Raw genomic sequence first — 13,225 nt, forward strand, 5'->3', positions numbered from 1 at the left:
CGTAAAAAAGGATACCCCATTGCCCCGGCGGCAGGTACTTGCCCTCCCCGATGCCTCAAGCGCTGGCGAGGGTCGCCAAGAAATGTTGCGCGATCTGCTCCGCCGCGAAGCCGGCGGCAAAACTTGGCCCGGCGGCCCCCAGGCCCTCGCGCAATGCGGCGTCGGAGGCCAGACGTAGAACCCCATCGCGCCAAGCATCCCCATCCCCCGGCGGCAGGAGCAGACCCGTTTGCCCCGGCGCAAAGCTCTCGGGGATACCGCCCATGGCCGCCCCTAGCACTGGCGTTCCACAGGCTTGGGCCTCCAGACAAACGCGGCCGAAGGTATCGGGTTCAATGGATGGCAAGGCCAGGGCATCCATCACGCTGTACCAGGGCGTGACCGGGTTCTGCCAGCCCTGCACATGCTGCCATTCCCGCCCCGCCAGGCGCGCCCGCAAGTCCGGCTCATGGGCACCACCGCCCAGCCACAGGCCCTGAATCCTGGGGTTGACGGCGTGGGCCGCGTCGATGGCATCGGCCAGCACAAAAACGCCCTTGCCCCGGTGCCAGGCGCCCCCAAAGCCCACGACAAAATCCTCCGGCGACAGGCCCAAGCGTTGGCGCGCCGTCGTCCGGGCCTCGACATCCCGCGCAAAATCGCTCAGGAATAGGGGATTCGGCAAGACCTCCACCCGCGCGGCGGGAATCCCTTGGGCCAGCAGACGTTCGCGCAGGTATTCAGAGATGGCGATCAGGCGCAGGGGCCAGCGCGCAAGCAGCCAGCGGGTGCTGGGACGCAGGCGCAGGTCCATGTGGCGGAACAGGATCAACGGGCAGCCTGCCGCCCGGCTGAGGAGGGCCAACGGCCAATACTCCTTGCTGAAACTACCGACCACCGCCTGCGGGCGGAGCGCCCGCAAGGCCCGCCACAGGGCACGCAGCCCATCGGGGTCGGCACTGTTGCGGAAGCGACCGTAGTGCACCTGTACCCCAGTGCCCACCAGGGCCGCCGCAATCTTTCCCTCGGGGTGCACCAGGGCGTGGACCTCGACACCGGCCTCGGCCAAGGCACGACAAAGGGTGATCATGTGGGTTTCCGTCCCACCGCCCCCCGGATTGGTGCCCACCCAGAGTAAGCGAATCCCCCTGCAGTTTGCAGGCACCTCAGTTGTCCGTGCGCGCCAAATCTGCCTCCAGCAGCATCCGCACGTAGCGGGTGTAGGGCAACCCCTTACGCGCCGCTTTGGCCTTGATGGCCTCCAATAGTGCCGGAGGCAAACGCATGTTCAAGGCAGCTTCCTTCCGGGAAAACTCAAAGCCCATCGGCCGAAAACCGGACAGATCATATTCCGCGAGATTGGCTTCGCTGACGAAGGCCTCTGCAGCCTCGTCATTCGGCAAGGACGGCAATGGTTTAAGCCGTTTGTTGCTCATAATGCTCTATCTCCTTCCGATGCATGTAACGGGCGCTGATGGGGCGGATCCAGCTTTGCCCCTCCCAGTCTTGCAAGCAAAACACAATGAAGAGATAGCGCCCTTGCGCATTTTTGCCAATCGCCCGTACCCTCGGTTCCTGCGGGCAAGGATCTGGAAAAACGGCGGGGCACCCTGCAAAAACCGCTTCAATCTCTGCGCGGGAAACACCATGCTTGCCGCACTTAGGCCAATTACCAGTGTCCCAAAGAAAGCCAGCTACCTGCACGAGAAAATCCACCACAAATGTCTACACAAAATACAACAGCGCGGACCGGAGCTCAATGGCGGTCCTCGTGCCGGGTGAGGATCTGCAAGGGGAAGACATGGGGCGCGTGGTGCCCGCCCACGCTCACCCGTGGCAGGGACCAGAGGGATTCACCGGGTCGGGCCCGCCCGCGGCGCACGGTTACCGCAGCGGCATACCCCGCAGCCTGGGCCGCCGTCATCTCCCGCTCGCCGGCTTCGCCGTAGGGATAGCAGAATTGGGTCACCGGCAGCCCCAGTAGCTCTTCCAGATCCTGCCGACTGCCACGGATTTCGCCCTCCAGATCCGTAGCCGCCAACTGCGGCAGATGCGGGTGCGTGCGGGTATGGGCACCGATTTCCATGCCCGCTGCCTGCCACGCCCGCAGCCCCGTCGCATCCATGAGCGGCTTGCGCACCCCCAACTGTTCGGCATCCCAGCGGTTGTAGCTCCCCACCGCCCCACTCACCACAAAGCAGGTGGCGCTGAAACCCAAGCCGCGCAACACCGGCAGGGCATGTTCCAGATTGTCCACATAGCCATCGTCAAAGGTGACGACGGCCACCTTGCCCTCGCGCTCACCCCGCAACCAGGGCAGGGCCGCGCCCATGGACAAGCCCTGATAACCCAATCGGCGCAAGAGCTGCATCTGCCGCGCAAAACGCCCCGGCGATACATAGAGCCCGCGCAGCTTCACCCCCCGCGGGGCCGCGGCAATATTGTGGTACATCAGGATGGGGATGGGGCGCATCAGGACTCGGGGTCGAGGTGCACGCTATTACGCAGCACGTAGGTCGTCTTCCCCTGCCCTTCAAAATAGACGCGCGAGAGCATCTCGGCGACGATGCCGGTATTGAGAAACTGCAGACCCGCGAGAAAGAACAGCACCCCGGCAATGAGCATGGGCCGCCCAGAAATAGCTGCACCCTCGGCAAATTTGTCGATGAAGAGATAAATCAACATCCCCGAACCGATAAACAGCGAAAAGAGCCCGACGACACCAAAAAAATGCATGGGACGCTGGCTGTAGCCCAAGAAGAATTTGACGAAGAGGAGGTCGACCAGCACGCGAAAGGTACGCGAAATCCCGTACTTGCTCTTGCCCGCCCGGCGCGCGTGATGGCGTACCGGCACCTCGACAATGCGGTCCGTATAGGTGAGGGTAGAGAGCCAGGCCGGAATGAAGCGGTGCATCTCACCGTACAGGCGCACCCCCTTGAGCACCGAGGCGCGGTAGGCCTTGAGGGTACAGCCGTAGTCATGCAGGCGCACACCGGTCAGACGGCGGATGAGGCGATTGGCAATGCGCGACGGAATCTTGCGCAATAACAGGCCGTCCTGGCGGTTCTTGCGCCAACCGGCGACCACGTCCAGCCGTTCCTCCAGCAGGCGATGGGCCAGGGGTAGGATGTCGAGGGGGTCATTTTGCAGGTCGGCGTCCAGGGTCACGATCACCTCTCCCTGGGCGGCATCGATGCCCGCCTGCATGGCCGCCGTCTGACCAAAATTGCGCTGCAGGTGGAGAATCTTGAGGCTCGACCCCCAGGCCTCGGCGGCCCGATCCAGGGCAGCGGCGCTGCCATCCCGGCTGCCGTCGTCGACGATAATGACCTCGGCATCAGCATCAGCTAACGCGGCGCGCAAGGCTTCTACCAAGGGCTCCACGTTTTCGATTTCGTTGTACAACGGGATGACGACAGAAAGTTCAGGCATGGGAGTCCCAGGCAGAAAGAAAAGCACGGGTGGCGACCGCGGGGTCAGCGGCCTCAAGAATTCCTGACAACACCGCAACCCCGTGGGCACCAGAAGCACGCGCCGTTGCCACCCGCTCGGGTGTCATCCCGCCGAGGGCGATCACCGGCAGCGCCGCTGGCGCTACGATCTCGGCAAAACGCTCGGCACCCAGGGCCACTGCATCGGGATGCGTCTGGGTGGCAAAAAGCGGCGAGAGCAAGGCATAACGGGCGCCCAGCTCGGCGGCATGTTCCAGGCATTCAGCAGAGTGGCAGGAAACGCCAAAGGGCAAGTCCGGCGCATGCGTAGCCGCCCGCAGCCGCGCCTCGGTCCAGTGCAGCCCGGTACACGGCCACTGCGGCAAGGGCTCGGGATGATTGAGAAAAACCTGTACGCCAGTCTCCCGTGCCTGACGCAAAAAGACCGACATCGCCGCCGCCAATCCCGGCGCCACGACTTCCTTGACGCGCAGGATCACGCCTCGGAGCCCACCGTCGATGGCTGCGGTCAGGGCGGGCAAAAATTGCTCCGCTGCCACCCGCGCCGGGTCGGCGATCAACCACAGGGGCGGTTGTGGCAGCTCTTCGGCCAGCAGTTTCGCCACTACCGGTAGGTTAGGCGCCAGACAATTCAGGGAAGCAATCTCCCAGGGATACACCCAGCGAATCTGCTGCCCTTCCCGCCCGTAGGGCTCCCCCTCCCAGCTCCGCACCCGGAAAAAGTGCAGCGCTACAGTGCGTTCGGGATAGGGATGATCACGGCGCAGAAGCAGCTCCGCATGCCCAACACGAATGCCTATTTCCTCGTCCAGCTCGCGCGTGAGGGCCGCCTCCGGCGCCTCGCCGGGCTCGATCTTACCCCCCGGAAACTCCCAAAAGCCGGGCCAAGGTTTGCCTTCCGGCCGCAACGACACCAGCACCCGCCCGTCGGCACGCTGTAAGACCCCGGTGGCCACGGGTACTACGGCCATGTTCTAGCTCCGGTAATCGGCGTTGATGCGCACATAGTCATAGGAAAGGTCGCAGGTCCAGATCTGCTCTTCTGCCGTTCCCCGCCCAAGTGCGACATGGATGGGAATCTCGGCCTGGGCCATGACCGCCTGCCCGGCCTCTTCCGTATACCCGAGGGCACGGGCACCATCCTGCACGATGCAGAGATCGCCCAAGTGAATTTGCACCCGCTCGACGTCGAGATCCTCGATCCCTGCCGAGCCGATGGCGGCAAGCAGGCGCCCCCAGTTGGGATCAGAGGCAAAAAACGCCGTCTTGATGAGAGGACTGTGGGCCATGCGGTAGGCCACCTGCAAACATTCTGCCTCGCTGCGCCCGCCGCTGACGCGAATGGGGATAAACTTGCTCGCCCCTTCTCCATCACGAACGATGGCCTGCGCCAGCTCCATGGCTACCGCGGTAATCGCTTCCACCAGGACCGCGGCATCGGCCAGGGCGAGCAGTGCATTGCCGGCCTGCCCGGTGGCGATCAGCATGCAGGCATCGTTGGTGGACATGTCGCCATCAACGGTGATGCGATTAAAGGAACGATTCACCGCCTGCTCCAGAATCGGGCGCAGGGCCTCCGGCGCGACAGCGGCATCGGTGGCAATGTAGGCCAGCATGGTGGCCATATCCGGGCGAATCATGCCCGAGCCTTTGGCAATGCCGGTGACGGTCACGCGCTTGCCGTCGATCTCCAGCTGTCGCGAGGCGCCCTTGGCAACGGTGTCGGTGGTGAGGATGGCGCTCGCCGCCTCCAGCCAGCGGTCCTCGGCCAGATTCGCCACACAGGCCGGCAAGGCAGCAGCAATCTTGCCCGCCAGATCTATCGGTTCGCCAATTACGCCGGTAGAAAAGGGCAAAACCTGCTGCGGCTGGCAACCCAGAGCATCAGCCACCACCCGGCAGCTATTCTCCGCAGTATGCTGGCCCTGCGCACCCGTTCCCGCATTGGCATTTCCGGTATTGATCACCAGGGCCCGAATGCCTTGCCCAGCGGCAAGGTGCGCCTCGGCTACCAGTACGGGTGCCGCACGAAAGCGGTTACGGGTAAAAACGCCCGCCACCTGTGTACCCGGCGCCAGCGCCAGCAGGGTCAGGTCGCGGCGGCCAGCATAGCGGATATGTGCCTCGGTAACGGCAATCCGCACACCAGCCACTGTCAGGAGAGAACTCGGGGGATCAAGGGCAACAGGCATGACGGCTCCTCAGCCAAGGCGACCGCAACAGTGTTTGTATTTTTTACCCGAGCCGCAAGGGCAGGGTTGATTACGACCGACCTTGTGCGTTTGGAAGGGCATCGCCGCCGCCGAACCGAGGGCCGCCACTGCCGGCAAATCAAGGTCCTCATCCTGGCTCGAGCCACCGGCCAGATCAGGGTGCTGAAAGACCAGGCCCTGATTCGTTGGGCGACTAGGGAAGAGGCTGCTCCAGTCCATGGTTTCTGTAGGCGTCTCGGAAACCGGGCTGACCTGCACGTGCGACAGGGTGCTGACAATCTCTTCGCGCACCCGCGCCAGCATCGCATTGAACAGGGTTAGCGACTCACGCTTGTACTCCTGCTTGGGGTTTTTCTGTGCATAACCACGCAGATGAATCCCCTCGCGCAAATGATCCATGCTCGCCAGATGGTCCTTCCACTGGCTATCGAGTACCTGCAGGGTAATGCTCTTTTCCAGATGGCGGGCCATGTCTTCACCCATCAACGCTTCACGCTCCTGCCAACGTGCATGCACCGACTCCAAGATGCGCTCCTGCAAACCCGCATGATTGAGAGTACGGTCAGTAGCTAGCCATTCCCCCACAGGAAACCTCTCGGCAAAGACCCGCTCCAGTGCCGTCTCCAGGTCCTCGATATCCCACTGCTCCTCCATGACGCCGGCAGGGGCATAGGCATCGAGCAGGGCTTCGAGCACATCCGCGCGCAAGGTCTCCACTTCATTGTGTAGATTGTCGCTGTCCATGAAGGCGTTGCGCTGCGCGTAGATGATCTTGCGCTGGTCGTTTGCGACATCGTCATATTCTAGCAACTGTTTGCGGATATCGAAGTTGCGCGCCTCGACTTTGCGTTGCGCATTTTCGATAGACTTCGTCACCCAGGGATGCTCAATGGCCTCGCCCGGCTGCATACCGAGCTTCTGCATCAGCCCACCCAGGCGGTCGCTGCCAAAGATGCGCATCAAAGGGTCTTCAAGAGACAGATAAAAGCGACTGCTGCCGACATCGCCCTGGCGCCCGGCACGGCCACGCAACTGGTTGTCTACCCGCCGCGACTCATGGCGTTCCGTGCCAATGATGTGCAGCCCCCCCGCGGACAGGGTTTTTTCGTGTTCCCCCGCCCAGCCATCGCGCAGGCCCAGTGCCTGTTCGGCCTTGGCGGCATCATCCAGATCTTCGCGCGCCTCGATCATCTCTACCTGATGGCCCACATTGCCACCCAACACAATATCAGTGCCGCGCCCGGCCATGTTCGTGGCGATGGTCACCGCGCCCGATTTGCCCGCCTGCGCGATGATCTCCGCCTCGCGCTCATGTTGCTTGGCATTGAGCACGGAATGCGGGACTTTCTTCTGCCGCAAAGCATGGGAAAGGTACTCGTTGTGTTCGATAGAAGTAGTGCCCACGAGTACGGGCTGCCCGCGCTGCCGACAATCCTCGATATCGGCAATGATGGCGCCCCATTTTTCTTCCGCCGTGCGGTAGATTTGATCGGCCAAGTCGTTGCGCTGCACCGGCCGATGGGTTGGGATGACCACCACTTCCAGACCATAAATCTGGTTCAGCTCAAAGGCCTCCGTATCGGCGGTGCCGGTCATACCCGAAAGCTTGCTGTACATGCGGAAATAGTTCTGGAAGGTGATAGAAGCCAGGGTCTGGCTCTCATTCTGGATTTCCACGCCTTCCTTGGCCTCCACCGCCTGGTGCAGACCATCTGACCAGCGCCGACCCGTCATCATGCGCCCGGTAAATTCATCGACAATGCAGACCTCACCATCGCGCACGATATAATCGGTCTCGCGGTGGTAGATATGATGCGCACGCAAGCCCTGATTGAGGTGATGCACCAGGCTAACATTCTGAATGTCGTAGAGGCTTCCCTCGCGCAGCAAACCATCATCAATCATCAGCTGCTCGGCCTTTTCGACGCCGTCTTCCGTCAGCAGAACCTGCTTGGCTTTTTCATCGATGGTGAAATCTTCTTCGGCAACGAATTGCGGGATCAGTTTGTCAACTTTGTTGTATAAATCGGTGTTCTCTTCCGTCGGCCCGCTAATGATCAGCGGCGTGCGCGCCTCGTCGATGAGGATGGAGTCGACCTCGTCGATGATGGCGTAATGCAGGCCACGCTGCACCCGCTCGGCGGGCGAGAAGGCCATGTTGTCGCGCAGATAATCGAAACCAAACTCGTTGTTGGTGCCGTAGGTAATATCGGCGGCGTAGGCGGCCCGGCGTTCTTCCGGAGAGAGGTTGGCAATGATGGTGCCAACGGAGAGGCCCAAAAAACGATGCACGCGCCCCATCCAGTCGGCATCGCGACTAGCCAGATAATCGTTGACGGTAACGACATGCACGCCCTTGCCGGTAAGAGCGTTGAGATAGGCAGGCAGGGTAGCGACCAGGGTCTTACCCTCACCAGTGCGCATCTCGGCAATCTTGCCTTCATGCAGCATATAGCCACCAATGAGCTGCACATCATAGTGAGACATGCCCATGACCCGACGCGCTGCCTCGCGCACCGTGGCGAAGGCCTCGGGCAGGACGGTTTCGAGCGACTCACCTTGATCGACGCGCTCGCGCAAGAGGGCAGTTTGCCCCTGTAACTCAGCGTCGCTCATGGCGCGATACTGTTCCTGCAGGCCGTTGATCCGGGCGACAACGCTGCGGGCTTTCTTGATCAGGCGGTCGTTGCGACTGCCCACCACATGACGGATGATGGTTCCTAGCATGAATGCCAAAACTCTAAGTCAAAAAAATATGCCCGAGGGTAGCACGAAGCCCGCGCGGGCGAAACGCCGCGCCCGCGATCAAATCGGCCCAGGGCTCGCCGCCGTGTTTCGTCATGGGCAAGAGCTGCACCATCGGCAGCAGGACTGGAACGCCCTGCTGAGCTTGGAAGCGCAGGAACGTACCTGTCTGGTCGACTGGCGCGGCGGCAGCTTGCAGGTCTTGGTGGAAAGTGGCGTCTGGTTGGCTTGGTTGCGGCGCAACCAGAAACGTATTTGCCAGCGCTGGAACACGCGCTTCCCACAAGATCCCGTAATACGGATTGAGGCGGTGGTTCGCCCCTGGCGACAATCTATTCGTGCTGCACAAGAGCCAAGTACCACGCAGGTACTGGGACCAGCGCCCCTAGTGCTAAAGCAACTAGCAGAAAACAGCGACGGCGCCCTTGGCGCCGCCCTGACACGCTTGGTAAAAACCCTGGATCAGGCAGGCACTGAGGCCAGCGAATCGACGAAGGAAAAGGGCGCCCGCTCGGGAGAGGAGTAATCGACATACTCCCAGGCATCTTCCCGCTGCAGCAGCAGGCGCAGGAGCTGATTATTCAGGGCATGGCCCGCTTTGTGACCGGAAAAATGGCCAAGTAGAGGGTGACCGAGCAAATACAGGTCGCCGATAGAATCGAGCACCTTGTGGCGCACGAACTCATTGGCATAGCGTAGGCCGTCTTCGTTGAGCACGCGATAGTCATCGACAACAATGGCATTGTCGAGATTGCCACCCAAGGCCAAGCCCATGCGTCGCAAGGTCTCTACTTCCCGCATGAACCCAAAGGTACGCGCACGCGATACTTCTTTAAGATAAGAGGTATGGGCAAAATCGACACTCACCTCTTGGCCGCCATTGCGTACCACCGGATGATCGAAGTCGATGGTAAAGCTTACCTTGAATCCATCGAAAGGCTCGAGCCGCACCCAGCGATCGCCATCTCGCATCTCCAACGCCTTGGTAATGCGAATAAAGCGCTTGGGTGCATTCTGCTCTTCCACGCCGGCACACTGAATGAGGAATACGAAAGGTGCCGCACTACCATCCATGATCGGCACTTCGGCGCCGTCCAGGTCAACATAGACGTTATCGATCCCGAGTCCGGCAAAAGCGGACGTCAGATGTTCGATGGTACCGACGCGAATTTCGCCATCACCGATATTGGTTGATAGTCGCGTATCAACGACATGCAGAGGATCGGCTTTAATGTAGGCATTACCGGACAGATCGCTACGATGGAACACAATTCCGGTATTCACGGGCGCAGGGCGCAATCCAAGGTACACCTTTTTGCCACTATGCAGGCCAATACCGGTGCCCCAAATCATATTTTTCAGAGTGCGTTGCTGGATCATATACCTTTTTGCGATCGCCGGGATCGCCCTCCCACGTTTCACTAAGACCAACGATACAACGACTGTTGCGAAGTTACAACTTTTTCCTGTCGCGCCAGTGTAACGCCAGCCCCAAGCGCTTACAATCCACTTTGACATTCGTTCATGATTGGCCACCCATTCCCGCGCGCGTTCTGCTACACTCTGCCTTTCGATATTACGGCGAACCACTTTTTATACCGATTTTGAGGACCCTTGCATGGCAACACCAAGCAACAAAAAGACCCTGATGACCCTCTATTCTGCGCAGGATTGCGTCTTTGCCCATCGCGTCCGCTTTGTGCTGGAAGAGAAGGCCATGGAATATCAAGTAGTCGATATCGACTTCGCTGACAAGCCAGACGACCTATTCGAGTTAAATCCATACGGCGAGGTACCCACCTTGGTCGACCGCGACCTGGCCATCATTGAGTCTTTTTTGATCATCGAATATCTCGACGAGCGCTTTCCCCACCCGCCGTTGATTCCTGTCGATCCGATCTCGCGCGCACGCGTGCGGGTTGGCTTGATGCAGTTTGATCGCGACTGGTTCGGCCCGCTCTTCCGTCCCGGGTTCAGTGCGGAAGATCAGACGGCAGCAAAAGACTCTCTGCGGCGTTCGTTGGCCCAGCTCAGCACCCTATTCAGTCAACAACGCTATCTTTTTGGCGATGAACTTTCCATTGCCGACTGCGCCCTAGCGCCGCTCTTATGGCGGCTCCCCACCCTGGGTATCGAAATCCCCAAAGGCGCTAAGGCCACCCATGATTACATGGAACAGATCTTTGCCTTGGAGAGCTTTCAACGCAGTCTGACCCCGGCAGAAAAAGCCCTGCGCTAATGGCAGCTTCAGTAGCCGGCCAAGACAACCTCGCGGCCGGCCTGTTTGCCCGTTGCCAACGCGATCCCGATGGGCACATCGCCTGGATGCGTGCAGATGACCGATTTATTCCTTTGCGCGCTGCCGATTTTGCCGAGGCCGTGCGGCGGCGGTCACGTGCACTGTCGCGTCTTGGGGTGCGCAAGGGCGACCGGGTTCTGCTCATGGCGTCTAATTCTGTCGATTGGGCCATCCTCGATTTTGCCATTCTGAGCATTGGCGCCATTACCGTCCCACTCTATGTGAGCTTTGGGGCGCGTGAGATCCATTACGTACTAGGTGACTGCACACCGAGCGTCATCCTGCTGCAAAACCAGGAAATCTACGCACGCCTGGACCCGGCGTCCTGGGGCGTCGCGCCGGGACACACTTTTCTGCAGGAAGCAGCGGCCGAACTACAAACCTGGACGGCGCTGGATGCCCTGGGTGCCGGCGAATCCCCTACACCCCCAGTGGAGCCAGTAGGGCGCCAAGATCTCGCCAGCATCGTCTACACCTCTGGTACTACGGGTTGGCCCAAGGGGGTCATGCTTAGCCACGGGAATTTTCTTAGCAATATTGAGGGCTTTTTGCATCTGGTACCACTGCGGGCGGGACAACGGCTCCTGTCGGTACTGCCGCTGAGTCACGTCTTTGAGCGTGCCACCGGCCATTTTGGCGGCTATCTCCTAGGGCTGGAGACGGCCTATGCCGAACGGCCCGACACCGTGCTGCGCGATCTGCGTGCGACCCGCCCCGACCTACTGATCGCCGTCCCGCGCATCTTTCAAGTGCTGTACGAGCGGACATTACGAACCCTGAACGATCGCCACGACTGGCTGGGGAAATTTCTCCGCCGCGGGATTGGCGTGGAGGGAAAGACTGCCGCCGGCTGGCAACAGGCGGCGAGCAGCTATTTACTGCGGAAACAGCTACGCAAAAAGCTCGGCGGGCGCCTGGGGTATTTCGTCTCTGGTGGCGCCGCCCTGGATCCGGCCATCGCAAAGTTTTTTCTGCAGCTTGGCCTGCCCATTCTCGAGGGCTATGGCATGACCGAAGCCAGTCCGGTCATCGCCGCCAACCCCCTCGACGCTATTCATCCCGGAACCGTTGGGAAACCTCTGCCCAACCTCGACCTGCGCATTGTCGAGGATGGTGAAATCCTCGTTCGCGGCCCTTCAATCATGCAGGGGTATTGGAACAACGACGCAGCGACCCGCGAGACCGTGGTAGATGGCTGGCTGCACACGGGTGACGTAGGCGAACTCGACAACGACGGCTACCTGCACATTACCGAACGCAAAAAAGAAATCATCGTCAACAGCGCCGGCGAAAACATTGCGCCACAAAAGATCGAGATGCGCTTGTGTAGTCAGCCAGTCATCGCCCAGGCCGTCGTCTTCGGCGACCATCTTCCCTACCTGATCGCTCTGCTCTATCCGAATGCGGAAATCGTCCAATCGATGCTAGGTGAAAACCCCGATCAGCGTCGCCTTGAGCAGGCTCTGCGCCAAGCCATCGACGTCGCCCTGCGCGGGCTACCGAGCTTCGAGCAGGTGCGGCGCTTTGCCATCCTCCCCGAAGCCCTGAGCGAGAGCGCCGGCACCCTCACCCCTACCCTAAAGGTAAAGCGGCGGCGAGTGGCAGAATGCTATGCCACCGAGCTTGCCGAACTCCGTCGCTAATACCACTGCCGGGACGCGCTAATCGCCCATGCGTCCGTGCTTATTGACGGAGCTGCTGTGTCCCCAAGCCTCCAGGTTCTGAACCTGCACCCCCACCCACCAATACTCCGCCACACTGTCCTTGCCATGCCCACCAACGAGTGCTTGACCAGGAGCCAGGTGGACATGTTCCAAGAGTTGTCGCGCGGCATCTTTCGTGCGGAACACCGACCATGCCACCACCCGTTCCATTGCTACCACTGAGGGCAATTCGCGCGCTTCATCCAAAAACTTGTCACTGATCATGGCATTTTCTCCTCACGTTATTGGTTGCCTTCAGTATAGTTCCTGTTCGGCCACGTGTGCGGATTTGTGCGGCGGGCGAAACTGCGTATAGTGCGCCCTGGAGTGAGTCAGACGACCGCCGCGGAGCAATCCGGGGAGGAAAGTCCGGGCTCCACAGGGCAGGGCGCCGGCTAACGGCCGGGAGGCGTGAGCCTACGGAAAGTGCCACAGAAAACATACCGCCTAAGCGTGCAAACGCCGGTAAGGGTGAAAAGGTGCGGTAAGAGCGCACCGCGCTCCCGGTAACGGGAGTGGCAGGGTAAACCCCGCCCGGAGCAAGACCAAATAGGCGCACCATGCTGTGGCCCGCAGCGTGCGCGGGTAGGTTGCTGGAGCCGCCCCGTAAGGGTCGGCCTAGAGGAATGGTCGTCCACGACAGAACCCGGCTTACCGACTCACTCCACTTTTCCCCACCCGCCGTTAATTCTGCCAATAATATTTGAAAAATATGTTGTTATTTAACTGGTTGGCGCCTTTTTCTAAGAATCCTCACGAAACCCACTTGCACTTACGCTAAGATACCGAATTATTACGGGTTTTTACCTTGACAGGAAAGGTACCGCCCCC

The 13,225-nt window shown here is 60.5% G+C and carries 13 protein-coding genes and 1 other RNA gene; 4 read left to right on the forward strand and 10 right to left on the reverse strand.

The window, feature by feature from the left end; genetic code table 11:
- Positions 1-55 precede the first annotated feature (55 nt).
- The 8 genes from AB4090_RS07425 to secA are packed head-to-tail and all read right to left on the reverse strand — an operon-like array spanning position 56 to position 8,374.
- On the reverse strand, positions 56-1,144 hold the full coding sequence (locus AB4090_RS07425; RefSeq protein WP_369573238.1) for a glycosyltransferase family 4 protein: 1,089 nt from the start codon (positions 1,142-1,144) through the stop codon (positions 56-58).
- Position 1,145: 1 nt separating this feature from the next.
- Complete coding sequence (locus AB4090_RS07430) at positions 1,146-1,415, reverse strand: CopG family antitoxin (protein ID WP_369573239.1); 270 nt, start codon at positions 1,413-1,415, stop codon at positions 1,146-1,148.
- Positions 1,396-1,698 carry a BrnT family toxin gene (locus AB4090_RS07435; protein WP_369573240.1) on the reverse strand — a complete coding sequence of 101 codons (303 nt, stop codon included), beginning with the start codon at positions 1,696-1,698 and terminating at the stop codon, positions 1,396-1,398. The genes AB4090_RS07430 and AB4090_RS07435 overlap by 20 nt, the downstream gene beginning before the upstream one ends.
- 37 nt (positions 1,699-1,735) lie before the next feature.
- Positions 1,736-2,452: a polysaccharide deacetylase family protein gene (locus AB4090_RS07440; protein ID WP_369573241.1), complete on the reverse strand. Its 717-nt coding sequence runs from the start codon at positions 2,450-2,452 to the stop codon at positions 1,736-1,738.
- Entirely contained in the window at positions 2,452-3,414 is a 963-nt protein-coding gene (locus AB4090_RS07445) for a glycosyltransferase family 2 protein (protein WP_369573242.1), read from the reverse strand. Before AB4090_RS07445 ends, AB4090_RS07440 begins: the two co-directional genes overlap by 1 nt.
- Positions 3,407-4,405 carry a Nudix family hydrolase gene (locus tag AB4090_RS07450; protein WP_369573243.1) on the reverse strand — a complete coding sequence of 333 codons (999 nt, stop codon included), beginning with the start codon at positions 4,403-4,405 and terminating at the stop codon, positions 3,407-3,409. The genes AB4090_RS07445 and AB4090_RS07450 overlap by 8 nt, the downstream gene beginning before the upstream one ends.
- A gap of 3 nt (positions 4,406-4,408) precedes the next feature.
- Positions 4,409-5,626: a bifunctional glutamate N-acetyltransferase/amino-acid acetyltransferase ArgJ gene (gene argJ / locus AB4090_RS07455; protein ID WP_369573244.1), complete on the reverse strand. Its 1,218-nt coding sequence runs from the start codon at positions 5,624-5,626 to the stop codon at positions 4,409-4,411.
- Between the two features lie 9 nt (positions 5,627-5,635).
- Positions 5,636-8,374 (reverse strand): preprotein translocase subunit SecA, encoded by a 2,739-nt coding sequence (gene secA / locus AB4090_RS07460; RefSeq protein WP_369573245.1) that lies wholly within the window; start codon positions 8,372-8,374, stop codon positions 5,636-5,638.
- Between the two features lie 28 nt (positions 8,375-8,402).
- Between secA and AB4090_RS07465 the strand changes: the two genes are divergently transcribed.
- Positions 8,403-8,918: a DciA family protein gene (locus tag AB4090_RS07465; protein ID WP_369573246.1), complete on the forward strand. Its 516-nt coding sequence runs from the start codon at positions 8,403-8,405 to the stop codon at positions 8,916-8,918.
- Here AB4090_RS07465 and lpxC read toward each other — a convergent pair.
- Entirely contained in the window at positions 8,855-9,772 is a 918-nt protein-coding gene (gene lpxC, locus AB4090_RS07470; protein ID WP_369573247.1) for a UDP-3-O-acyl-N-acetylglucosamine deacetylase, read from the reverse strand. The two genes, AB4090_RS07465 and lpxC, sit on opposite strands and share 64 nt — an antisense overlap.
- A gap of 238 nt (positions 9,773-10,010) precedes the next feature.
- On the opposite strand from lpxC, the gene AB4090_RS07475 reads away from it, so the two are divergent.
- Positions 10,011-10,631 carry a glutathione S-transferase N-terminal domain-containing protein gene (locus AB4090_RS07475; protein WP_369573248.1) on the forward strand — a complete coding sequence of 207 codons (621 nt, stop codon included), beginning with the start codon at positions 10,011-10,013 and terminating at the stop codon, positions 10,629-10,631.
- Positions 10,631-12,334, forward strand: coding sequence for a long-chain fatty acid--CoA ligase (locus AB4090_RS07480; RefSeq protein WP_369573249.1), 1,704 nt, complete (start codon positions 10,631-10,633; stop codon positions 12,332-12,334). Before AB4090_RS07475 ends, AB4090_RS07480 begins: the two co-directional genes overlap by 1 nt.
- 18 nt (positions 12,335-12,352) lie before the next feature.
- Here the strand turns inward: AB4090_RS07480 and AB4090_RS07485 are convergent, their stop codons facing one another.
- Entirely contained in the window at positions 12,353-12,619 is a 267-nt protein-coding gene (locus tag AB4090_RS07485) for a hypothetical protein (RefSeq protein ID WP_369573250.1), read from the reverse strand.
- Between the two features lie 99 nt (positions 12,620-12,718).
- On the opposite strand from AB4090_RS07485, the gene rnpB reads away from it, so the two are divergent.
- An RNA gene (gene rnpB, locus AB4090_RS07490) (RNase P RNA component class A) lies at positions 12,719-13,064 on the forward strand.
- The last annotated feature ends 161 nt before the right edge of the window (positions 13,065-13,225 follow it).

It is taken from the genome of Acidithiobacillus sp. IBUN Pt1247-S3, assembly GCF_041146875.1.
Classification (GTDB): domain Bacteria; phylum Pseudomonadota; class Gammaproteobacteria; order Acidithiobacillales; family Acidithiobacillaceae; genus Igneacidithiobacillus.